Annotated in this window: 17 protein-coding genes; 4 read left to right on the top strand and 13 right to left on the bottom strand. The window is 71.6% G+C overall.

Features of this window, described 5'->3' with window-relative positions:
- Nucleotides 1-104 precede the first annotated feature (104 nt).
- Both ACN9M0_RS27655 and ACN9M0_RS27650 read right to left on the bottom strand, forming a co-directional pair.
- The gene (locus tag ACN9M0_RS27655; protein WP_366038548.1) at nt 105-1,502 is read right to left on the bottom strand and encodes a M16 family metallopeptidase; all 1,398 of its coding nucleotides are present in this window, start codon (nt 1,500-1,502) and stop codon (nt 105-107) included.
- Nucleotides 1,499-2,857 carry a M16 family metallopeptidase gene (locus ACN9M0_RS27650; protein ID WP_366038547.1) on the bottom strand — a complete coding sequence of 453 codons (1,359 nt, stop codon included), beginning with the start codon at nt 2,855-2,857 and terminating at the stop codon, nt 1,499-1,501. The genes ACN9M0_RS27655 and ACN9M0_RS27650 overlap by 4 nt, the downstream gene beginning before the upstream one ends.
- A 181-nt stretch (nt 2,858-3,038) precedes the next feature.
- On the opposite strand from ACN9M0_RS27650, the gene ACN9M0_RS27645 reads away from it, so the two are divergent.
- A complete protein-coding gene (locus tag ACN9M0_RS27645) occupies nt 3,039-5,498 on the top strand; it encodes a DNA gyrase/topoisomerase IV subunit A (protein WP_426404367.1) in 2,460 nt (819 codons plus the stop codon).
- 32 nt (nt 5,499-5,530) lie between these two features.
- Here the strand turns inward: ACN9M0_RS27645 and ACN9M0_RS27640 are convergent, their stop codons facing one another.
- Nucleotides 5,531-6,583, bottom strand: coding sequence for a CobW family GTP-binding protein (locus ACN9M0_RS27640; RefSeq protein WP_426404366.1), 1,053 nt, complete (start codon nt 6,581-6,583; stop codon nt 5,531-5,533).
- 120 nt (nt 6,584-6,703) lie between these two features.
- Here ACN9M0_RS27640 and ACN9M0_RS27635 point away from each other — a divergent pair, with 120 nt between their 5' ends.
- On the top strand, nt 6,704-8,368 hold the full coding sequence (locus ACN9M0_RS27635; RefSeq protein ID WP_366038544.1) for a sensor histidine kinase: 1,665 nt from the start codon (nt 6,704-6,706) through the stop codon (nt 8,366-8,368).
- Complete coding sequence (locus ACN9M0_RS27630) at nt 8,365-9,054, top strand: DUF7342 family protein (RefSeq protein ID WP_366038543.1); 690 nt, start codon at nt 8,365-8,367, stop codon at nt 9,052-9,054. The genes ACN9M0_RS27635 and ACN9M0_RS27630 overlap by 4 nt, the downstream gene beginning before the upstream one ends.
- Nucleotides 9,055-9,071: 17 nt before the next feature.
- On the opposite strand, the gene ACN9M0_RS27625 is transcribed toward ACN9M0_RS27630, so the two are convergent.
- The 5 genes from ACN9M0_RS27625 to ACN9M0_RS27605 form a co-directional block, all read right to left on the bottom strand.
- Nucleotides 9,072-10,664 (bottom strand): cation acetate symporter, encoded by a 1,593-nt coding sequence (locus tag ACN9M0_RS27625; RefSeq protein WP_399698866.1) that lies wholly within the window; start codon nt 10,662-10,664, stop codon nt 9,072-9,074.
- The gene (locus ACN9M0_RS27620; RefSeq protein WP_366038556.1) at nt 10,661-11,104 is read right to left on the bottom strand and encodes a DUF485 domain-containing protein; all 444 of its coding nucleotides are present in this window, start codon (nt 11,102-11,104) and stop codon (nt 10,661-10,663) included. The genes ACN9M0_RS27625 and ACN9M0_RS27620 overlap by 4 nt, the downstream gene beginning before the upstream one ends.
- Nucleotides 11,105-11,244: 140 nt before the next feature.
- Nucleotides 11,245-12,003, bottom strand: a complete 759-nt coding sequence (locus tag ACN9M0_RS27615) for a response regulator (protein WP_426404365.1) — start codon at nt 12,001-12,003, stop codon at nt 11,245-11,247.
- Entirely contained in the window at nt 12,000-13,262 is a 1,263-nt protein-coding gene (locus tag ACN9M0_RS27610) for a sensor histidine kinase (RefSeq protein ID WP_399698864.1), read from the bottom strand. The genes ACN9M0_RS27615 and ACN9M0_RS27610 overlap by 4 nt, the downstream gene beginning before the upstream one ends.
- 97 nt (nt 13,263-13,359) lie before the next feature.
- Nucleotides 13,360-15,477 carry a DNA gyrase/topoisomerase IV subunit B gene (locus ACN9M0_RS27605; RefSeq protein ID WP_366038539.1) on the bottom strand — a complete coding sequence of 706 codons (2,118 nt, stop codon included), beginning with the start codon at nt 15,475-15,477 and terminating at the stop codon, nt 13,360-13,362.
- Between the two features lie 433 nt (nt 15,478-15,910).
- On the opposite strand from ACN9M0_RS27605, the gene ACN9M0_RS27600 reads away from it, so the two are divergent.
- On the top strand, nt 15,911-16,144 hold the full coding sequence (locus ACN9M0_RS27600; protein WP_030687247.1) for a DUF7455 domain-containing protein: 234 nt from the start codon (nt 15,911-15,913) through the stop codon (nt 16,142-16,144).
- Nucleotides 16,145-16,251: 107 nt separating this feature from the next.
- Here the strand turns inward: ACN9M0_RS27600 and ACN9M0_RS27595 are convergent, their stop codons facing one another.
- The 5 genes from ACN9M0_RS27595 to ACN9M0_RS27575 all read right to left on the bottom strand — a co-directional run bounded on the left by ACN9M0_RS27595 (nt 16,252) and on the right by ACN9M0_RS27575 (nt 22,898).
- On the bottom strand, nt 16,252-17,070 hold the full coding sequence (locus ACN9M0_RS27595; protein ID WP_366038538.1) for a S1 family serine peptidase: 819 nt from the start codon (nt 17,068-17,070) through the stop codon (nt 16,252-16,254).
- 143 nt (nt 17,071-17,213) lie between these two features.
- A complete protein-coding gene (locus tag ACN9M0_RS27590; RefSeq protein WP_366038537.1) occupies nt 17,214-18,761 on the bottom strand; it encodes an RNA polymerase sigma factor in 1,548 nt (515 codons plus the stop codon).
- A gap of 375 nt (nt 18,762-19,136) precedes the next feature.
- On the bottom strand, nt 19,137-20,024 hold the full coding sequence (locus ACN9M0_RS27585; RefSeq protein WP_366038536.1) for a FadR/GntR family transcriptional regulator: 888 nt from the start codon (nt 20,022-20,024) through the stop codon (nt 19,137-19,139).
- A gap of 160 nt (nt 20,025-20,184) precedes the next feature.
- Nucleotides 20,185-22,005 (bottom strand): ATP-binding cassette domain-containing protein, encoded by a 1,821-nt coding sequence (locus ACN9M0_RS27580; protein WP_426404364.1) that lies wholly within the window; start codon nt 22,003-22,005, stop codon nt 20,185-20,187.
- Nucleotides 22,006-22,127: 122 nt separating this feature from the next.
- Nucleotides 22,128-22,898, bottom strand: coding sequence for an NUDIX hydrolase (locus ACN9M0_RS27575; RefSeq protein ID WP_366038534.1), 771 nt, complete (start codon nt 22,896-22,898; stop codon nt 22,128-22,130).
- Between the last annotated feature and the right edge of the window lie 88 nt (nt 22,899-22,986).

Raw genomic sequence — 22,986 nt, 5'->3', positions numbered from 1 at the left:
TGCCACAGGGCATTCAAGCACCCTTGCCCCCAATACGGACAAAGCGGAGGACCCCGACGAACTATGCCGTCGGGGTCCTGCCGTTGTCGCGTCAGGGGCCGGAATCAGCCCGTCACGACGGTCACTTCACCGATGCCGAGCGCGCGCACCGGGTCCGCGATCTGCGCCGCGTCGCCGACCAGGACGGTCACGAGCCGGTCCACCGGGAAGGCGTTGACCACGGCGGCCGTCGCCTCGACCGTGCCGGTCTCGGCCAGGCGCGCGTACAACTGGGCCTGGAAGTCGTCCGGAAGGTGCTGCTCCACCTGGTCGGAGAGCGTCCCGGCCACGGAGGCGGCCGTCTCGTACTTGAGCGGCGCCACCCCCACCAGGTTCTGCACGGCCGTCTCCCGCTCGGCGTCGGTGAGGCCCTCCGCGGCGAGGGTGCGCAGCACCTTCCACAGGTCCTCAAGTGCCGGGCCCGTGTTGGGGGTGTCGACGGATCCGCTGATGGCGAGCATCGCGGCGCCGTTCCCCCCGGCGTCGGAGCGGAGCACCTGGCCGAAGGCCCGCACGCCGTACGTGTAGCCCTTCTCCTCGCGCAGGACCCGGTCCAGACGCGAGGTCAGGGTGCCGCCGAGGCAGTACGTGCCGAGGACCTGGGCCGGCCAGACGCGGTCGTGCCGGTCGGCGCCGATGCGGCCGATCAGCAGCTGCGTCTGAACGGCGCCGGGACGGTCCACGATGACGACCCGTCCGGTGTCGTCGGCGGTGATCGGCGGCATCGGGAGCGGCTCGGCCGGCTCACCCGTCCAGGCGCCCAGCGTCTCGGCGAGGACCTTGTCGAGGTCGACGCCGGTCAGGTCGCCGACGACCACGGCGGTGGCCGTGGCGGGCCGGACGTACGCCTCGTAGAAGGCGCGGACGGCCGCGGCGTCGATCGCGGCGACGGTCTCCTCGGTGCCCTGGCGCGGCCGGGACATCCGCGACTCGGCCGGGAACAGCTCCTTGGAGAGCTGCTTGGCCGCGCGACGGGCCGGGTTGGCCGTCTCGTGCGGGATCTCGTCGAGACGGTTGCGCACCAGGCGCTCGATCTCGGTGTCCAGGAACGCCGGGGCGATCAGGGCCTCGGAGATCAGGCCGAGCGCCTTGGGCAGCCGGGAGACCGGAACCTCCAGGGAGACCCGTACGCCCGGGTGGTCGGCGTGCGCGTCGAGCGTGGCGCCGCAGCGCTCCAGCTCGGCCGCGAACTCCTCGGCGCTGCGCTGGTCGGTGCCCTCGGAGAGCGCGCGGGCCATGATGGTGGCGACACCGTCGAGACCGGCGGGCTCGGCGTCCAGCGGGGCCGGCAGGAAGATCTCCACGGCGACGACCTGCTGGCCGGGGCGGTGGCTGGTGAGCAGGGTCAGGCCGTTGTCCAGCTTCCCGCGGTCCGGGGCCGGGAAGGCCCAGGGCCTGGCGGCGCCGGGCGCCGGCTGCGGGTGGAAGTCCATGCTCGTCAAAGACACGGCAGCGTCGGTCACTGGTCCGCTCCCTCTTCGTCGTCATCGCCGTCGGCGTCGTCGCTCTGCTCGCTCGCCAGGGGCTCGTAGACGAGCACCGCGCGGTTGTCGGGGCGCAGCTTGGCCGCGGCGACCGCCTGCACCTCCTCGGCGGTGATGTCGAGGACCCGGTCGACGGCGGTGAGGGCGAGCTGCGGGTCGCCGAACAGCACGGCGAACCGGCACAGTTCGTCCGCGCGGCCCGCGACGGTGCCGAGCCGGTCCAGCCACTCGCGCTCCAGCTGGGCCTGCGCGCGCTCCATCTCCTCGGGCGTGGGGCCCTCGGCGGCGAACCGGGCGAGCTCCTCGTCGACGGCCGCCTCGATCTGCGGGACCTCGACGCCTCCGGAGGTCTTGACGTCCAGCCAGCCCAGCGAGGGCGCCCCGGCGAGCCGCAGCAGGCCGAAGCCGGCGGCGACGGCCGTGCGGTCACGGCGGACCAGGCGGTTGTGCAGGCGGGAGGACTCCCCGCCGCCCAGGACCGTCAGGGCCAGGTCGGCGGCGTCGCACTCGCGCGTGCCGTCGTGCGGCAGCCGGTAGGCGGCCATCAGCGCGCGCGCCGGGACCTCCTCCTCGACGACCTCGCGCAGCTGCTCGCCGATGACCTCGGGCAGGTCGCCGGAACGCGGCTGGGGCTTGCCGTCGTGGGCGGGGATGGAGCCGAAGTACTTCTCGACCCAGGCGAGCGTCTGCGCCGGGTCGATGTCGCCGACGACGGACAGCACCGCGTTGTTCGGGGCGTAGTACGTGCGGAAGAAGTTCCGCGCGTCCTCCAGGGTGGCCGCGTCCAGGTCGGCCATGGAGCCGATCGGCGTGTGGTGGTACGGGTGGCCCGCCGGGTAGGCGAGGGCGGTCAGCTTCTCGAAGGCCGTGCCGTACGGCACGTTGTCGTAGCGCTGGCGGCGCTCGTTCTTGACGACGTCCCGCTGGTTCTCCATGGACTCGTCGTCCAGGGCGGCGAGCAGCGAGCCCATGCGGTCGGCCTCCAGCCAGAGCGCGAGCTCCAGCTGGTGCGTGGGCATGGTCTCGAAGTAGTTGGTGCGCTCGAAGCTCGTGGTGCCGTTGAGCGAGCCGCCGGCGCCCTGCACCAGCTCGAAGTGGCCGTTCCCGTGCACCTGCTTCGAGCCCTGGAACATCAGGTGCTCGAAGAGGTGGGCGAGGCCCGTGCGGCCCTTGACCTCGTGACGCGAGCCGACGTCGTACCAGAGGCAGACCGCGGCGACCGGGGTCAGGTGGTCCTCCGAGAGCACCACGCGCAGGCCGTTCGCCAACCGGTGCTCGGTCGCTGTCAGGCCGCCGGAGCCGGCCTCGGCCGTGGCCGTGTGACCCATGGGCATGTACGTCCCTTCGATCGCGATGTGAAAAAGTCCTGCCACTGTATGCAAGCGCGCCGACACCTGGCGAAGTTCCCGACCCTTCGTGATGTCCCTCGTCCGGGTCGCGGTCGGCGTTGTCGGTGGCACGGTCCACAATGGTCCGCGTCAGATCAACCTTGTTGGTGAAGGAGCCGCAGCCGCGATGGCCCGCCGCAGCACGAAGACACCGCCGCCGGACGACGCGTTCGAGGAGCGAATCCTCGACATCGACGTCGTCGACGAGATGCAGGGCTCCTTCCTCGAGTACGCGTACTCGGTGATCTACTCGCGCGCCCTGCCGGACGCCCGCGACGGAATGAAGCCCGTCCAGCGCCGCATCGTCTTCCAGATGGGCGAGATGGGGCTGCGGCCCGACCGCGGCTTCGTCAAGTGCGCCCGTGTCGTCGGCGAGGTGATGGGCAAGCTCCACCCGCACGGCGACGCGTCGATCTACGACGCGATGGTCCGCATGGCGCAGCCCTTCTCCATGCGCCTCCCCCTCGTCGACGGCCACGGCAACTTCGGTTCCCTGGGCAACGACGACCCGCCGGCCGCCATGCGGTACACCGAGTCGCGGATGGCGCCGGCCGCGCTGCTCATGACCGAGTCCATCGACGAGGACACGGTCGACTTCACGCCGAACTACGACGGCCAGGAGCAGGAGCCGGTCGCGCTCCCCGCCGCCTACCCGAACCTGCTGGTCAACGGCGCCTCGGGCATCGCGGTCGGCATGGCGACGAACATGCCCCCGCACAACCTCGGCGAGGTCATCGCGGCCGCCCGCCACCTGATCCGCCACCCGAACGCAGACCTCGAGACGCTGATGCGTTTCGTGCCCGGCCCCGACCTGCCCACCGGCGGCCGGATCGTCGGCCTCTCCGGCATCAAGGACGCGTACGAGTCGGGCCGCGGCTCCTTCAAGATCCGCGCCACGACGAGCGTGGAGACGGTGACGGCGCGCCGCAAGGGCATCGTCGTGACCGAGCTGCCCTTCACGGTCGGCCCCGAGAAGGTCATCTCCAAGATCAAGGACCTGGTCGGCTCCAAGAAGCTCCAGGGCATCGCGGACGTCAAGGACCTCACCGACCGCAGCCACGGTCTGCGCCTGGTCATCGAGATCAAGAACGGCTTCGTGCCCGAGGCCGTCCTGGAGCAGCTCTACAAGCTGACGCCGATGGAGGAGTCCTTCGGCATCAACAACGTGGCGCTGGTCGACGGACAGCCGCTCACCCTCGGCCTCAAGGAGCTCCTGGAGGTCTACCTCGACCACCGCTTCGAGGTCGTCCGGCGCCGCTCCGAGTTCCGCCGCACCAAGAAGCGCGACCGGCTCCACCTGGTCGACGGCCTCCTCGTCGCGCTGCTCGACATCGACGAGGTCATCCGGCTCATCCGGGAGAGCGAGAACTCCGCCCAGGCCAAGGAGCGCCTGATGGAGCGCTTCTCGCTGAGCGAGATCCAGACGCAGTACATCCTGGACACCCCGCTGCGCCGCCTCACCAAATTCGACCGGCTTGAACTGGAGAGCGAGCGCGACCGTCTCAACGGCGAGATCGACGAGCTGACCGGCATCCTCGACTCCGACGCGGAGCTGCGCAAGCTGGTCTCGGCGGAACTGGCGGCGGTCGCCAAGAAGTTCGCCACGGACCGGCGCACGGTCCTGCTGGAGTCGGCGGGCGCGCCCGTCGCGGCCGTGTCCCTGGAGGTCGCGGACGACCCGTGCCGGGTGCTGCTCTCCTCGACCGGCCTCCTCGCCCGTACGGCGACGGCGGAGCTGCCCGCGGTGGACCCGGACGCGGCGCGCGTCAAGCACGACGTGATCGTGTCGGCGGTGGCGGCGACCCAGCGCGGTGACGTCGGCGCGGTGACCTCGGCCGGCCGGCTGCTGCGGGTCGCGGTGATCGACCTGCCGCAGCTTCCGGACACGGCGAGCGCCCCGAACCTGGCGGGCGGCGCACCACTGTCGGAGTTCCTCACCCTGGAGGGGGACGAGACGGTGGTCTGCCTGACCACGCTGGACGAGTCCTCGCCGGGCCTCGCCCTCGGCACGCTGCAGGGCGTGGTCAAGCGCGTGGTGCCGGACTATCCGGCGAACAAGGACGAGCTGGAGGTCATCACCCTCAAGGACGGTGACCGGATCGTGGGCGCGACGGAGCTGCGGACGGGCGAGGAGGACCTGGTCTTCATCACCTCCGACGCCCAGTTGCTGCGCTACCAGGCCTCGCAGGTACGGCCGCAGGGCCGCCCGGCGGGCGGCATGGCGGGCGTCAAGCTCACCGCGGGCGCCGAGGTGATCTCGTTCACGGCGGTCGACCCGGCGGCGGACGCCGTCGTCTTCACCGTCGCGGGCTCCACGGGCACCCTGGACTCGTCGACGGGTACGTCGGCGAAGCTGACCCCCTTCGACCAGTACCCGCGCAAGGGCCGCGCGACCGGCGGCGTCCGCTGCCAGCGCTTCCTGAAGGGCGAAGACGTCCTGATCCTGGCCTGGGCGGGCGCCACCCCGGCCCGCGCCGCGCAGAAGACCGGCACCCCGGTGACGCTGCCGGAGATCGACCCCCGCCGCGACGGCTCGGGCACTCCGCTGCCGAAGCCGGTCGACGTGGTGGCGAGCCCGGCGGGTTAGGCCTCGTCCGGTGGATCGGGGTCGGAGGAGTCCTAGGACTCCTCCGGCCCCTCCTCCGTCCGCTGCACGTACCGCAGGACGCCCCACATGCTCGGCTCGTCCGGGGTGTCCTGCGGGCCGTTCAGCTCACAGGAGGCGAGTTCCTTGCGCAGTCCGGCCGCGTCGACGCCGGAGCCGATCAGGACGAGCTGGGTGAGGCGCTCCTCGCCGGCCGGCCAGGGCTCGGGGTAGAAGCGCAGGAAGCGGCCGACCGCGTGCACGGTGTAGCGGTTGGCCGGGTCGGCGGGGCCGAGGTCGACGAAGCCCTTGATCCGGTAGAGGCCCTCGGGGCGCGAGTCGAGGAAGGCCATGAGCCGGCGCGGGTGCAGGGGCGTCGAGGCCGTCACCGAGAGGGTCTCGTAGGCCGCGTGCGGATGGGCGTGGCCGCCGTCCTCGGAGCCGTACAGGATGTCCTCGATCGACATCTGGCCCTCGATCTCGCCCTCCTGTACGACCCGGTCGAAGAGCAGCTCCGGATCGACCCGCCCGTGGGAGGCCTCGACCACTGCGGCGCGTCCGGCGAGCCCGGCCACCGTGTCCCGCACGCTCCGCAGCTCGTCCGCGGGCACCCGGTCGGCCTTGTTGACGACGACGAGGTCGGCGAGGGAGAGGTGCCGGTCGGTCCCGGGGTGCCGCTGCCGCGTGGCCGCGAACTCGGCCGCGTCGACGACCTGGACCAGCCCTCCGTACACGACCCGCTCGTTCTCGCTGGCGAGCACCATGCGGACCAGCTCCTCCGGCTCCGCCAGCCCGCTCGCCTCGATCACGATCACGTCGAGCCGGGACTCGGGCCGGGTCAGGACCTCCAGGTACTCGTCGAGCTCGCCGGCGTCGACGGCGCAGCAGAGGCAGCCGTTGCCGAGGGAGACGGTGGAGCCGACCTGGCCCGCGACGGTCATCGCGTCGATGCCGATGTCGCCGAAGTCGTTGACCATGACTCCGATGCGGGTGCCCCGGGCGCTGCGCAGCAGGTGGTTCAGGAGCGTGGTCTTCCCCGCCCCGAGAAACCCGGCCAGGACGACGACGGGGATCTGCTGCGTGGTCAAGGGACGTGCCTCCGGTTCCTTGGGATCACGCGGCCGTGGGAGCCGCGGGAAACCCCCAGAATAGGCGCCCGTTCCGTCACCATTTCCGGTCACCGGCCGCGGCCGTCTACCGTTTCCGGCATGACCCCCGCACAGACCGGCCCCCCGCGCCCCCGCGCGCGCCGTCGACGGTTCGGGTGGCCGCAGCGGGTGTTCTCGCAGGTCCTGCTGATGCAGCTGGCCATCGCGACCGGTGTGACCGTCCTCGCCACCGGGCTCTTCCTCGCCCCGCTCAGCGCCCAGCTCGACGACCAGGCCATGCGCCGTGCCCTGGCCATCGCCGGGACCACCGCGTCGCCCCGGCTCGCGGCGGACCTCACCGGCAGCCGGCCGTCCGCGCGGGGCCCGGTCCAGACGGAGGCGGAGCGGATCCGGGCCTCCACGGGAGCCGAGTACGTCGTGGTCATGGACACGCACGGAGTGCGCTGGTCGCACACCGACCCCGCCCAGATCGGCAGGCTCGTCTCCACCGACCCCAGCACGGCCCTCGCCGGGCACGAGGTGATGGAGATCGACAGCGGCACCCTGGGCCGCTCGGCACGCGGCAAGGTGCCGCTGCGGGACGCCGACGGGCGGATCGTCGGCGCGGTCTCCGTCGGCATCGAGTACGACAGCGTCCGCGACCGGCTCCTCGCCGCCATCCCGGGGCTCCTCGCCTACGCGGGCGGCGCGCTCGCGGCCGGGGCGCTCGCCGCGTACCTGATCTCCCGGCGGCTCCAGCGGCAGACCCACGACCTGGCCTTCTCCGACATCTCCGCGCTGCTCGCCGAACGCGAGGCCATGCTGCACGGCATCCGGGAAGGCGTCGTGGCCCTGGACCGCAACGGCTCCGTGCGGCTCATGAACGACGAGGCCCAGCGGCTCCTCGGCCTCGGCCCCGAGGCGGCGGGCCGGCCGCTGGACGAGGTCCTCGGCGGGGGCCGTACCGCCGACGTCCTCGCGGGCCGGGTCACCGGCGAGGACCTGCTCACCGTCCGGGGACACCGGGTGCTGATCGCCAACCGGATGCCCACGGACGACGGCGGCGCGGTGGCGACCCTCCGCGACCGCACCGAGCTGGAACGCCTCGGCCGCGAGCTGGACTCCACCCGGGGCCTGATCGACGCGCTGCGCGCCCAGGACCACGAGCACGCCAACCGGCTGCACACCCTCCTCGGGCTCCTGGAGCTGGAGATGCACGAGGAGGCGGTCGAGTTCGTCACGGAGGTGGTCGGCGTGCACCGGGCCACCGCCGAGCAGGTCACGGAGAAGGTCCACGACCCGCTCCTCGCCGCGCTCCTGGTCGGGAAGGCGGCCGTCGCCGCCGAGCGCGGCGTCTCGCTGCGGCTCGCGCCCGACTCCCTGCTGCCGGACCGGCTCGTCGACCCGCGCGAGCTGGTCACCGTCGTCGGCAACCTGGTCGACAACGCCCTGGACGCCGTCGCCGGCACCCCCGGCGCCCGCATCGAGGTCTCCTTCCGCGCCCAGGGCCGTACGGTGGTGCTGCGGGTCTCGGACAGCGGCCCGGGGGTCCCGGAGGAGCGCCGCGAGCTGATCTTCACCGAGGGCTGGACGACGAAGGAGCTGCCTTCCCACGGGAAGCGCGGGCTCGGGCTCGCCCTGGTGCGCCGGCTCGCCGAGCGCCGGGGCGGCACCGCCGAGGTGGCCGGCGGTCCCGGGGGCGGCGCCGAGTTCACGGTGGTCCTCCCGGACGCCCTGACCGAGCCGCGGGCCGCCGCACCCGAGCCGGCCGAGGAGGCGCGATGATCGACGTGCTCGTGGTCGACGACGACGTGCTGGTCGCGCGGATCAACGCCGCCTACGTCGCCAAGGTGCCCGGCTTCCGGGTCGTCGCCACCGCCCACTCCACCGCCGAGGCCCTGGCCGCCCTGGACGCACACCCGGTGGATCTGATCCTCCTGGACCACTACCTGCCCGACGAGAACGGACTGGCGGCGGTACGGGAACTCCGCGCGCGCGGCCACCAGTGCGACGTGATCATGGTGACGGCGGCCCGCGACGTGGCCACCGTGCAGTCGGCGATGCGACACGGCGCGCTCCAGTACCTGGTCAAGCCGTTCAACTTCGCCGGGCTCCGCGCCAAGCTGGAGGCCTACGCGACGCTCCGCCGCACCCTGGAGAGCGGCGGCGAGGCGGAGCAGGCCGAGGTGGACCGGATCTTCGGAGTCCTGTCGGCGGGCGCCGTCGCCCCCGACCTGCCCAAGGGCCACTCCCCCACCACGGCCGAGCTGGTCCGGCAGGTACTCCTCGCGGCCGACGGCCCGCTGTCCGCCCAGGAGATCGCCGAGCGGGCCGGCGTCAGCCGCCAGACCGCGCAGCGCTACCTCAAGCTCCTGGAACGCACCGGCCGGGTGCGCCTCTCCCTCCGGTACGGCGAGACGGGCCGCCCCGAGCACCGGTACGCCTGGGCGAGCTCGCCGTCCGGCGGCTGACGCTCCGCGCGGGACGGTCAGACGGCGCCCGCGCCCGTCAGGGCCCGCACCTCGGTCTCGGCGTGCCGGGCCTCGTCGGGCGGCTCGGTCGAGGTGACCGTACCGATCCACCCGGCCAGGAAGCCGAGCGGGATGGAGACCACTCCGGGGTTCTGCAGCGGGAAGAGGTGGAAGTCGACGCCCGGGAAGAGTGATTCCGGGCTGCCGGAGACGACCGGGGAGACGAGGACGAGCAGCACCGCGGGGATCAGGCCGCCGTACACCGCCCAGACCGCACCCCGGGTGGTGAACTTCCGCCAGAACAGCGAGTAGAGCAGCACCGGCAGATTGGCGGAGGCCGCGACGGCGAAGGCCAGGCCGACGAGGAAGGCGACGTTGAGGTCGCGGGCGAGCAGCCCGAGGCCGATGGCGGCCGCCCCGATCCCCGCGGCGGCGACCCGGGCCACGGTCACCTCGCTGTACTGCTTCGCGTGCCGGCGGCGCAGTGAGCTGTACAGGTCGTGGGCGACGGAGGCCGAGGAGGCCAGCGTGATCCCCGCGACGACGGCGAGGATCGTCGCGAAGGCGACGGCGGCGACGATCGCGAAGAGCACCGTACCGCCGGTGGAGCCCGCGCCCCCGCCGAGGTCGAGGGCGAGCAGCGGTACGGCGGTGTTCCCGGAGGCGTTGGAAGCGCGCACCTCGTCGGGGCCGATCAGCGCGGCCGCGCCGAAGCCGAGCACGATGGTCATCAGGTAGAAGCTGCCGATGAGCCCGATGGACCAGACGACGGAGCGGCGGGCGGCCCGGGCGGTCGGCACGGTGTAGAACCGCGACAGGATGTGCGGCAGGCCCGCGGTGCCCAGGACGAGGGCGAGTCCGAGGCTGATGAAGTCGAGTCGGGCCGTCCAGTCGCCGCCGTAGCGCAGCCCGGGCGCGAGGAATCCCAGGCCGTGCCCGCTGCGGTCGGCCGCGGTGGAGAGCAGGCTGTTCACATCGCCGTGGAATCGGAGCAGGACGAGGACGGTGAGCGCGATCGTGCCGGCCATGAGCAGGACCGCCTTGACGATCTGGATCCAGGTGGTGGCCCGCATGCCGCCGAGCGACACGTAGATCACCATCAGCGCGCCCACGCCGATCACCGTCCACGAGCGCGCCGCCTCGCTGGAACCGCCGAGCAGCAGCGCCACCAGGCTCCCGGCCCCCACCATCTGGGCCACGAGGTACAGCACGGAGACGGCCACGGAGGACGTCCCGGCGGCGATCCGCACCGGCCTCTCCGCCATCCGCGCGGCGACGACGTCGGCCAGCGTGAACCGCCCGCAGTTGCGGACCAGTTCGGCGACCAGCAGGAGCACGACCAGCCAGGCGACGAGGAAGCCGACGGAGTACAGCATGCCGTCGTAGCCGTAGAGCGCGATGAGCCCGGAGATGCCGAGGAAGGAGGCCGCGGACATGTAGTCCCCGGCGATGGCGAATCCGTTCTCCAACGGCGAGAACAGCCGCCCTCCGGCGTAGAACTCCTCCGCCGAACCCTGGCGGTGGCGGCTCACCCAGGTGGTGATCCCCAGGGTGACCGCGACGAACACGCTGAACAGCAGGAGCGCCAGGGTCTGATGGTCTCCGGTCACGGCTGCACCACCCCTCGGGTCATCTCCTGTGTGTCCCAGCGCAGTTCCAGCGCGGCCCGGTCCCGGCGCAGCCGCGCGTGGCGCGTGTACGCCCAGGTCAGCAGGAAGGTGGTGAGGAACTGCCCGAGCCCCGCGACCATCGCCACGTTCACCGCTCCGGCCACCGGCCGGGCCATGAGCCCGGGTGCGGCGGTCGCCGCCACCACATAGGCGAGGTACCACAGGAGGAACGCCAGGGTGGCCGGGAAGACGAACCGGCGGTAGCGGCCGCGCACTTCCTGGAAGGCGGGGCTCCGCTGCACTTCCAGATAGATCTCCGCCGCACTGTGGACCCGCTGCCGCGGCACCGCGTCGGGCCGGCCGTCACCGGGCGCCCCGGCCGCCGCTTCCTCGCCCCAACCGGAGGCCGTCGCGTCGTACCAGGGGTCGTCGACCGCCATCGCCGAAGCGTCGCGCCCTTCCTGCTTGTCCACCTGCTCCACCGGCCAACTCTCCTTGTCAGCGAACCGTTTCGGCCGCGTGCCCAAGGATGGACAGAGCGGGAAGATCCCGGACTCTTCTCCTCCCTCACTTCACCCCATCAGGTGACTCTCCTCCCAGGCGCCCTGACCAGACCGTGCTGATATGCGTACCGCACGGCTTGGGCCCGATCACGCACCCCGGTCTTGGCGAAGAGGTTGTTGATGTGCGTCTTCACCGTGGCCGTGGAGATCCGCAGCCGCCCGGCGATCTCCGGATTGGACAGCCCGTCCGCGACCAGCACGAGCACCTCCGTCTCCCGCTCGGTCAGACCGTCGGCATAGGCGGGTGAGGTGTCCGAAGTCCCCGGGGGCGCCCCGGTCGCACCGCCCGTCACCGGTCCGGGCTCGGGGCCGGGTCGTTCGGACCGCTCGTCCCGGTCGAGCAGCCGCTCCAACAGCCGCCGCTGCACGGAGGGCGAGAGCCCGGCCCGCCCGTCGATCACATCCCGCACGGCCCGCTCGATCTCAGCCCCGCCTGCGTCCTTGGTGAGGTACCCGCGCGCCCCGGCCCGCAGCGCCGGGAACAGCGAGTCGTCGTCGGCGTAGGTGGTGAGCACGACGACCTCCGTCCCGGGGTGCCGGTCGCGGATCCGGCGGGTGGCCTCGACGCCGTCGCAGCGGGGCATCCGCAGATCCATCAGGACGACGTCGGGACCGAGCTCGGCGGTGAGCGCGACCGCCTCCTCCCCGTCCCGGGCCGCCCCGACGACCTCGATCCCGGGCAGCAGGCCGAGCAGCATCACGATCCCCTCACGCACGACGGCCTGGTCGTCGGCGACGACGACCCGCGCGACGCGGTCGCCGTCCGCGGCGCTCATGCCGGCACCCGCAGTCGCACCGTGAACCCGGTGCCCTCGGGCCCCGCGTCCAGGCTGCCGCCGAGGAGTTCGGCCCTCTCTCTCATACCGAGCAGCCCGTACCCGGAGCCCGAGGACTTCAGCCCCGCCCCCGCCCGCGCGGCTTCGTCCGTCCGGGGCGGCCCGGAGTCGCATATCTCCAGGGAGATCTCTTCCGTCCCGTACGCGAACCGGATCCTGGTCCGGGCGCCCGGGGCGTGCTTGCGGACATTGGTGAGGGCCTCCTGCGCGACCCGCCGCACCGCCTGCGAGGCCTCGGCGGGCAGGTCCCGGCGCTCGCCGGTGACGTCGACCTCGGCGCGGTCCTCGCGCGCCAGCTCCCGCAGATAGTCCTCGACCGGCGCCATGTCCCCGCGCAGGGCCGAGAGTGCGTGACGGGTCTCGGCGAGGCCCTCCCTGGCCATGGAACGGGCCGAGGTCACGAGCTTGAGGATCTCCGCGCTGTCCGCCCCGGCCTCGATCTGGAGCCGTGCGACCTCCAGGTGCACCATCTGCGCGGAGAGGCTGTGGGCGAGCACGTCATGTATCTCGCGCGCGATCCTGGCCCGCTCGGCGAGCGCCGCCGAGGCGGCCTCGGCCTCCCGGGCGAGCCGTTCCTGGGCGAGCAGCTGGAATCCGGCCCCGCGCGCCTCGGCGTCGAGCCGGAGGGAGTAGCCGGCGAGCAGCACGGCCGCCGTGGTGACACCGGCCCCGACGATCCCGGTCTCGTCGGCCTCCACGAACCCGGCCACGAGAACCGCCACGGTGGCCAGCCCCATGGGGAGCGGCAGCCGCTCCATCGCCATGACCGCGACGACGATCCAGATCACCGTCGCGGGTGTCGGCGCACCGGCCGCGTAGGCCCCGAGGCCGCAGAGCGTGATCACCACGAGGAGTCCCAGCGAGGCCGCCAGGCGATGGTCGAGGGTCGTGTGGTGATACCGCAGCGCCGCCACGACGCAGAGCCCGAACCCCAGCGGGGGCAGCGGCGCGAACCAGCCGTCGAACGCACCCGAGGTGTAGCAGCCGGTCACCACCAGGACGCTCAGGCCCGCGATCATGGTGTGGTCGAGGACGATCCGCCCGCGGGGCACTCCGACACGGGTGAGCGCCTCCCGAGAGGGCCAGGAGCGCCAGGTGGGCCCCTGCGCCACCCCTCCGCTCGCCCCTGCCGGTTCGCTCACCCTCGAACGCGTCCTCGTACGCGTCCTCGCGAATCCTCGATCGCGCTTCTCGCCCATGTCCGTCCCCCTCCGACACTTCCATGTTACGGAGAGTCAGCGACGGTGGGATCGGCCCGTGGGTGGAGCGTGTGGCTCCACCCACGGGTGGAGTGCCTCAGGCGTCGATGCGCGAGCGGTCGAGGGTCGCCGCGGAGCCGGTGATGAACTCCTTGCGGGGTGCCACGTCATTGCCCATGAGGAGGTCGAAGACCTGCTCCGCCGCGTCCAGGTCGCCGATGTTGATCCGGCGCAGGGTGCGGTGGCGCGGGTCCATCGTGGTCTCCGCGAGCTGGTCGGCGTCCATCTCGCCCAGACCCTTGTAGCGCTGGATGGCGTCCTTGTAACGGACCCCCTTGCGCTGGAACTCCAGGAGGGTCTGCCGCAGCTCGTTGTCCGAGTACGTGTAGACGTACTTGTCCTGGCCCTTCTTGGGCTGGACGAGTTCGATCCGGTGCAGCGGCGGCACCGCGGCGAAGACACGTCCGGACTCGACCATGGGCCGCATGTACCGCTGGAAGAGCGTCAGCAGCAGGCAGCGGATGTGGGCGCCGTCGACGTCGGCGTCGACCAGGAGGACGATCTTCCCGTAGCGCGCGGCGTCGATGTCGAAGGTGCGGCCCGAGCCCGCTCCTATGACCTGGATGATCGCCCCGCACTCGGCGTTCTTGAGCATGTCCGAGACGGACGACTTCTGGACGTTGAGGATCTTGCCACGGATCGGCAGCAGGGCCTGGAACTCGCTGTTCCGGGCGAGCTTGGCCGTGCCCAGGGCCGAGTCTCCCTCGACGATGAAGAGCTCGCTGCGCTCCACGTCGTCACTGCGGCAGTCCGCCAGCTTGGCCGGCAGCGAGGAGGACTCGAGCGCCGTCTTCCTGCGCTGAGCGTCCTTGTGCTGCCGGGCCGCGATCCGGGTCCGCGCCGCGGCGACGGCCTTCTCCAGCACGGCGCGGGCCTGCGCCTTGGCGTCCCGCTTGGTGGAGGTGAGGAAGGCCTTGAGCTCCTTGGCCACCACGTTCGCCACGATCCGGCGGGCGGCTGAGGTGCCGAGGATCTCCTTCGTCTGCCCCTCGAACTGCGGCTCGGCGAGGCGGACCGTCACGACGGCCGTGAGGCCTTCCAGGGCGTCGTCCTTGACGATGTCGTCCTCGGCGACGCGCAGCATCTTGGCCGAGCGCAGCACCTCGTTCACCGTCTTGGTGATGGCCTGCTCGAAGCCGGAGACGTGGGTGCCGCCCTTGGGGGTGGCGATGATGTTGACGAAGGACTTGACGTTGGTGTCGTAGCCGGTGCCCCAGCGCAGGGCGATGTCGACGGCGAGCTCACGGGTGACCTCGGTCGGGGTCATGTGGCCGCGGTCGTCGAGAACCGGGACGGTCTCCTTGAAGGTGCCCTGTCCGGTGAGGCGCTGGATGTCGCAGACGGCCTTGTCCTGCGCGAGGTACTCGCAGAACTCGCTGATGCCCCCGTCGAAGCGGAAGGTCTCCTCGCTCTTGCCGATACCGGCCAGGTCCCGCTCGTCGCGGACGACGATGGTGAGGCCCGGCACGAGGAAGGCGGTCTGGCGGGCGCGCTGGTGGAGCGTCTCCAGGGAGAGCTTGGCGTCCTTGAGGAAGATCTGCCGGTCCGCCCAGTAACGGATGCGCGTGCCGGTGCGGGTCTTGGGGACGCGCTTGCCCTTGACCAGGCCGTTCGCCGGGTCGAAGGGGCTGTCGGGGCCCTGCTCGGTGAAGATGCCCGGGACACCGCGGCGGAAGGAGATCGAGTGGATCGCGCTGTTCCGGTCGACCTCGACGTCGAGGCGGGCCGACAGGGCGTTGACCACGGAGGCGCCGACGCCGTGCAGGCCACCGGACGCCGCGTACGACCCGCCGCCGAACTTTCCGCCGGCGTGCAGCTTGGTCATGACGACCTCGACGCCGGAGAGGCCGGTCTTCGGCTCGACGTCGACAGGGATGCCGCGGCCGTTGTCCTGGACCTCGACGGAGCCGTCGTCGTGGAGGATGACCTCGATGTGGTCGCAGTAGCCGCCGAGGGCCTCGTCGACCGAGTTGTCGATGATCTCCCAGATGCAGTGCATCAGGCCGCGGCTGTCGGTGGACCCGATGTACATACCGGGGCGCTTGCGGACCGCTTCGAGCCCTTCCAGTACGAGCAGGTGCCGCGCGGTGTAGTTGGAACCGTCACGGTCTGCGGTCAGCAGCGCACTGGACGGCACGGACGTCTCGGCGGTCACGCGGTTCGCTCCTCGCTGAATTTGAAATCTGGCCCGGTGGGGTAAGGCCCGGCGTCGGTCACCGCTCAGAGGGTACCGATGCCTGGTAGAGCCGTTGTAACGCCACCCTCCCCGATTGCTCATGCTAGTCCAGTGTCGTATGGATGTTCGATCCCTCGATGGGGTGACGTGAACATCACGTTCCCTTCCAGGCATGAACCATTTAGGCTCCGGGCACGTCCTCATGAACAACCGGCAACCACGCCGGGAGGGCTAACCGACACAAGCAACGCGAAATCCGTAGTGCGACGCAATACGGCTCATTCGCCGCCAACCGGCAGCAGACAGCCACCTTGGTAAGAAGTTTCGAGGAAAAGCCACGAGCGGGAACGTTTTCGGCCTGGTTGGATGTTGACCCTGGTACGACAGCTCGTCGAGCTAGAGAAGAGGCGACGTGACTACTGTTCTGACCCCCGCGAGCCCCCTGACGGCCGCTGACCGTTGCGACCGCTGCGGCGCCCAGGCATACCTGCGCGTCGTTCTGACCAGCGGAGGTGACTTGCTCTTCTGCGCCCACCACGGACGTAAGTTCGAGCCGGAACTCAAGAAGATCGCCGTTGAGATACAGGATGAGACGGACCGGCTGACGGACGTGCCGGCCCGCACGATGGGCGAAGACCACGCCTGACGCCATCCACGACGAGCCCAGGGCCGGTCGCTGACCGGACGACGGGCGGTCACCCCGTGTTCGAGGGGTGACCGCCCGCTCTCGTATCCGGCCCTTCGAGCCGCGGCTCAGAAGCGCGCCGGAAGCACCGCCGAGACGCGCGTGTAGACGCCTGGGTTCTCCGCCTGCCCGCAGCCGCTGCCCCAGGACACGAGTCCGACGAGAAGACCCTTGGCCACCAGCGGGCCCCCGCTGTCGCCCTGGCACGCGTCCTTTCCGCCCTGCTGGTCACCCGCGCACAGCATCGTCGCGCTCTGGTAGCGGACGCCGAAACCGCCCGGGTACGCCCGCTCGCACGCCGTGTCCGGCAGAACCTGGACCCGCGCCGTCCGCAGCGTGGAGGCGTAGGCGCCGTCGCCGGTCGTGTCACCCCAGCCGTAGACGTCCGCCGCCGCCCCCGGCACGTCCGCCGCGTCTCCCGAGCGGGCGACGCCGATCACGTACGACTGCGGCAGCGCGCTCACCAGTGTCAGCACGGCCAGGTCGCCCGAATTGCTCGTGGGGTCGTAGTCGGGGTTCACCCAGGTGTCGGAGATCCGGACCTCCTGCCCGCCCTGTCCGCGCAGCGCCGCACGGCCCGCGATGACCACGAAGTCGCGCACCTCCCACGGCTCGCCGCCGAGCACCTCTCGCCCCAGGCAGTGCGCCGCCGTGAGCACCTTGGTCGGCGCGACGACCACACCCCCGCAGAACTGCCCGGCGCGCGTACCCCCGAACCGGTCACGGCTGGACAGCGCCACGACCCACGGCGCGTCCGTGATCTGGGCCGGCCGGCCGCCCACCACGACGCTGTCGGCGGCCACGGGAGCGGCGGTGGCGAGCTGCCCAGCGGCCGCGGCGACCAGGCCCAGAGCACCCGTCAATGCTCGGGTGAGGGAACCACGCATGGAGCCTCCTGACTCTCGGGTGACGTCGGTTCACCCAGCGTCCAGCACGCGCCCCCGCCGTGCACCCGCGCAAAGCCGGAGGGCCCGGCTCCCCCTCTCGGGGAACCGGGCCCTTCCGTGTACCGCTGCGTACCTCGTACGGATCAGTCGAGGTAGTCGCGCAGGACCTGCGAGCGCGACGGGTGACGGAGCTTCGACATCGTCTTCGACTCGATCTGACGGATCCGCTCTCGCGTCACGCCGTAGACCTTGCCGATCTCGTCCAGCGTCTTCGGCTGACCGTCGGTGAGGCCGAAGCGCATGGAGACGACGCCCGCCTCACGCTCGGAGAGCGTGTCGAGAACGGAGTGCAGCTGCTCCTGGAGCAGCGTGAAGCTGACCGCGTCGGCCGGCACGACCGCCTCGGAGTCCTCGATGAGGTCGCCGAACTCGCTGTCGCCGTCCTCACCCAGCGGGGTGTGGAGGGAGATCGGCTCACGGCCGTACTTCTGGACCTCGATGACCTTCTCGGGGGTCATGTCGAGCTCCTTGGCCAGCTCCTCCGGGGTGGGCTCACGGCCCAGGTCCTGGAGCATCTGGCGCTGGACGCGCGCGAGCTTGTTGATGACCTCGACCATGTGCACCGGGATACGGATGGTGCGGGCCTGGTCGGCCATCGCGCGGGTGATCGCCTGACGGATCCACCAGGTGGCGTACGTGGAGAACTTGTAGCCCTTGGTGTAGTCGAACTTCTCGACCGCGCGGATCAGACCCAGGTTGCCCTCCTGGATCAGGTCCAGGAAGAGCATGCCGCGGCCGGTGTAGCGCTTGGCCAGCGAGACCACCAGACGGAGGTTGGCCTCCAGGAGGTGGTTCTTGGCCCGGCGGCCGTCCTCGGCGATGATCTCCAGCTCGCGCTTGAGCTTCGGGGCGAGCTTGTCCGAGTTCGCGAGCTTGTCCTCGGCGAACAGACCGGCCTCGATGCGCTTGGCGAGCTCGACCTCCTGCTCGGCGTTGAGCAGCGGGACCTTGCCGATCTGCTTCAGGTAGTCCTTGACCGGGTCGGCGGTGGCACCGGCGACGGCGACCTGCTGCGCCGGAGCGTCGTCCTCGTCCTCGTCGGACAGGACGAAGCCCTTGTTCTCGCCCTCGGTCTCCTCGTCCTCACCCTTGCCGGGCGCGACGTCCTCGATGAGCTCCTCGCCCTCGACGATCTCGTCGCCGTCCTTCTTGGACGCGGTCTTCTTGGCCGTCGTCTTCTTGGCGACGGTCTTCTTGGCCACCGCCTTCTTGGCGACGGTCTTCTTCGCGGCCGCCTTCTTGGCGGTCGATCCGGCCTCGTCGGCCGGGTCGGTGCCCTCGGCCGTGGGGGCCGTGGCGGCCGAGACGGTGGTCTTCGTCACGGTCGTCCTGGCGGTGACGGTCTTGGTGGCGGTGCGCTTGGCCGGGCTCTTCGCTGCGACGCTCTTGCGGGCGCGCTTCGGCGACTCCGCTGCACTGACCATCAGCGTCACACCCTCTTCCTCGAGGATCTGATTGAGGCTGCGCAGAACATTCTTCCACTGGGTTGGCGGAATCTGGTCAGCTTCGAAGGCCCGACGCACGTCATCGCCGGCGATCTGCCCATCAGCCTTTCCCCGCTCGATGAGCGCCATCACAGACTCGGACTCGGCGATCTCCGGCGGGAGCGTACGGGATGTGCTGGCCGACACGAACAACCTCTCGGAACGATGGAAAACGGCTTCCGGCCCCGCCCTGGATCGGGCTGGAGCCGACGACCGTCGACGGGGAATGTGCCGACGGCGCGGGCTGGACCGGGGAACTGCACAGCGCCTCCATCGGCTGCTGTATTCCTTCCTCGGCTGTCACCTCTTAGGTCATCGCACGGCTCGGAGGAGTGTTACGCCCAATCTTCGTGGCCCGAGTCACACCTCATGTGCGACGAAACACCCAGAGTGGTCGATCACAGCACATTCGCGCCGCCGGAACCCGGGCGCCACCCGGGGAGACCCTCTCGGGCCCCCGAATGGTGCTCGGACCCGGCGGCACGCGGTGCGTGCGCCTCGCTCCCGGCCACGGCCCGCGGATCAGTGTTCGCGAGGGGCGGGGACGACGCGCTCCACCTCGTGGTGGACCGTGAGCAGCTGTCGCATGGCGCTCTCGGCGCCGTGGGCATCCCCGGCCGCGAGCGCGTCCACGATACGGGCGTGGTGCGCCAGGCAGGCCTCGCTCGGGCGGTCACAGCCGGTGACGGGACCGCCGGAGACCTGGAGCGCGGCGCCGACGATGCCGGAGAGGTGCTCCAGCATGCGGTTCCCGGCCAGCTGGATGAGGAGGGAGTGGAACTCCGTGTCGGCCCGGGAGAAGGTGACGCCGTCGCCCTGGGCGAACGCGTGCCCCATGATCTCGACCATGTCGGCGAGGCGCTGCTGCACGTCCTCGCGACCGTGGCCCGCGGCGAGGCGGGCGGCCAGGGGCTCGATCGTCCACCGAAGCTCGTTCAGCTCGCGGCGCTGGTCGTCGCGCTGCGGGCCGAAGGCGCGCCATTCGATGATGTCGGGATCGAGGAGGTTCCAGTCGCTGACGGGCCTGACCCGCGTACCGACGTTCGGGCGGGCGCTGACGAGCCCCTTCGCCTCCAGCACGCGCAGCGACTCACGCACGACGGTGCGCGAGACCTCGAACCGCTGGCCGATCTCCTCGGGGACGAGCGGACGGTCGGCCCCGAGGTCGCCGGAGACGATCATCTGGCCGAGCTGCTGGACGAGCTGCCCGTGCAGTCCGCGGCCCCGGTTGCCGGCGCTCCGGCGGCCGACGCGGCCCAGGTCGGTGTCCACCCCCTCCCAGGAGGGCGGGCCCACGCGGCCGGCGGCGGGCGCCTCCGCGTAGGGGTAGCGGTCGAGATCGCCCGGGGCGCCGAGGCCGGAGTCGACGGGGCGGGCGGCGGTCATCATGGTGTGCGCAAGGGTACTCACGCATCCTTTGTCGGCGTTGCTTCCGGGACCCTTGAGGTCTTTGGTGAAAAGCACACGAAAGGGTGATCGGCACCCCCTACACAATTGACGATTAATCGGACATTTGTGGCAGATTTCAGGGGAGTTGAGCGAGAAGCGGAAGCTTTAGGTCCGCAAGTGATCACCAACGAGCCTTACGGCGAAGGCCGGTGAACACATAGGCGCAGAGCAACCCTGTCAACGTCAGCGAGAGCGCCACCCCCGCGGGCTGACCGACCACCCGCAGCACCCCCGCCAGCCACCGATCGAGAGCCGGTGACCACTGCGGGCCGGCGAACTCGCGCAGCCGTGCCGGGAGTCCGGCCGCGGAGCGTACCGACGGCCCGGTCAGCACCTTCTGCAGCAGTGGGACGAAGGCGACCGGTACCGCGAGCACGGCCGCCACTCCGGCCGCCGCGGCCCGGAACACCCCGGCGCCGAGCACCCCGGCCCACGCGCAGCCGACGACCAACCCCAGCCAATTCGCGCAGAGCGTCGGCCAGTTCTTCGGTACGGGGACCAACCCGCCGCCGTGGACCAACCTCAGGGCCGACAGGTCGACCGCCACGACGAGCACCCCGAGCACGAGGGCGACGACCGCGGCCACGGCGAGCTTCGCGAGCAGCAGGCCCGGCCTGCGGGGCACGGCGCCGCGCCCTGTGGTGAGCGCGGGATAGCGGTACTCCTCGCCGAAGGAGAAGGCTCCGAGCAGCCCCGCGCCGAGGGCCGCGGGCGGCAGGGGGGAGATCGCCGGCCAGCCGGCCAGGACGGCGGGCAGCTCGGCTCGGCCGCCGCGCCCGAGGAGCAGGGCGAGCGTCACGGAGGCGAGCAGGACCGCGGCCGCGACGAGCGGGGTGGACGGCACGCCCAGCAGTCGGCGGATCTCGTACCGCAGCGGGCGCAGGGGCGAGCGGGCGGGCTTCCGGGCGGCGCCTCGCGGCCTGTCCGGGGTCTCCCGGGCCGTCTCCCCGGAGCGCTGCTCGGCGCGCGCTGACGCGGCGGCACGACTCTCGGCGTTCCCGGGCCCCTCGCCTTCCCGCGCACGCGACGCCGGCCCCGTGCCACTTCCGCCACGACCGGCAGCGGCGCGGCTGTCGCCTCCTCTCTCGTCGGCGAGCCGGTGGATCGGTACGCCGTGCCGGAAGGCGGTGTCGCCGACGGCGGCGCAGTCGCTCCCGTAGACGTACAGGCGGTTGCCGCCCTCGGCGACCACCTCGACGGGACGGCGGGCGGCTCTGGCCTCCTGGGTGACGGCCGCGGCCAGGCGCGCGGCGTGCGGGGTCCGGACGACGACCCGGGGACGCAGCCGGGTACGGGCGAACTCGACGGCGTCCTGGTCCGCGACGAGCCGGCCGCCGTCGAGGGTGACGACGCGGTCGGCGTTACGGGCCGCGTCCTTGGGGTCGTCCGTCGTGTACAGCACGGTTCCCCCCTCGGCGGCGTGCGCGCGCAGCAGTTCGTACAACCACCCGCTCTCGGGTACGGAGAGACCCGCGGCCGGCTCGTCGAGCAGCAGGGTGTGAGGCGTGCCCAACAGGGCTGAGGCAAGCCCGAGTCGACGGTCCGCACCGATCGGCAGGGTGCCGATCCGCCGGCGCTCCAGGCCGGCGAGGCCCACGGTCCGCACCAGCTCCTCGACCCGCGCGGCGGGAACTCCCGAGGCGGCGCCGAGCATCCGGAGCTGCCCCCGGAGCGTGCGGGAAGGATGTCCGGGGACGTCGCCGAGGAGCACGCCGACCTCGCGAGCGGGATGCGCGATGCGGTGCAGCGGCCGGCCGCGGAAGTAGGTGATCCCACGGCCCGGCTCGAGTTCGAGCATGAGCCGGAGGGTGGTGGTCTTGCCGGATCCCCGGGAGCCGAGGAGAGCGGTCACGGCACCCGGCCGGGCCTCGAAGGTGAGATCGTCCACGGCGGGCGGGCGATCGCGGCGGGGAGTGCTGGTCAGTCCGATTGCCTGGAGCATCGCTTCTCTCGCGGTAGGTGACACCGCTCCGCGGCAGGGCGGCGCTACCGCAGCAAGATAACGCTACATTTCGGACTTTCAGCGCAGGGCGGGCATCCAGGGGTGCCGGATGCCCACGGCTCTCAGACCTCGGGGCGCAGCATCGGCGGGTTGAGAAGAGTGGCCCCACCTGCCCGGAAGAGCTGTGCGGGGCGCCCTCCCTGACGGGTCGTGGTACCTCCGGCCGGGACCAGGAAGCCGGGCGTGCCGGTCACCTTGCGATGGAAGTTGCGCGGGTCGAGGGACACGCCCCAGACGGCCTCGTAGACGCGCCGCAGTTCTCCGACCGTGAACTCCGGCGGGCAGAAGGCCGTGGCGAGGGAGGAGTACTCGATCTTGGAGCGGGCGCGCTCCACCCCGTCCGCGAGGATCCGGGCGTGGTCGAAGGCGAGCGCCGTCGGCCCTCCGTCCTCGGCCACGGCCGTCTCGTCCTCGCCGAGCAGTTCCTCGACCGGGGCCCAGCGGGCACTGTTCGCGTCGCCGCCGGCGCGCGGCGCGGGAAGGTCCGGCGCCAGCGCCAGGTGCGCGACGCTCACCACCCGCATGCGCGGGTCGCGGTCCGGCGCCCCGTACGTCGCCAGCTGCTCCAGGTGCGCGCCGTTGCTCGGCACGGGCGGCGGGGCGGCCGGATCGTGGGCGCAGAGGCCGGTCTCCTCGACCAGTTCGCGCGCCGCCGCCGCCCCGAGGTCCTCCTCGGCCTGTACGAAACCGCCGGGCAGCGCCCAACGCCCCTGGTACGGCGCCTCTCCTCGCCGCACGACCAGGGTGCAGAGTGCGTGGCGCCGCACGGTGAGCACGACCAGATCGACGGTCACGGCGAAGGGAGGAAAGGCCGAGGGGTCGTAGGGAGGCATGCCGCGATCATAGTCGTCTTCCTGACGATAAACACGCCTCGCGGAAGCATCGGCCGCGACTTCCTCACCGCGCCGCGAGGCTTCCCTC

The sequence above is a fragment of the Streptomyces sp. R-07 genome (genome assembly GCF_049913175.1).
Classification (GTDB): domain Bacteria; phylum Actinomycetota; class Actinomycetes; order Streptomycetales; family Streptomycetaceae; genus Streptomyces.
Note: the sequence above shows the minus strand (reverse complement) of the source record. Positions and strands in the feature narration are given on the sequence as shown.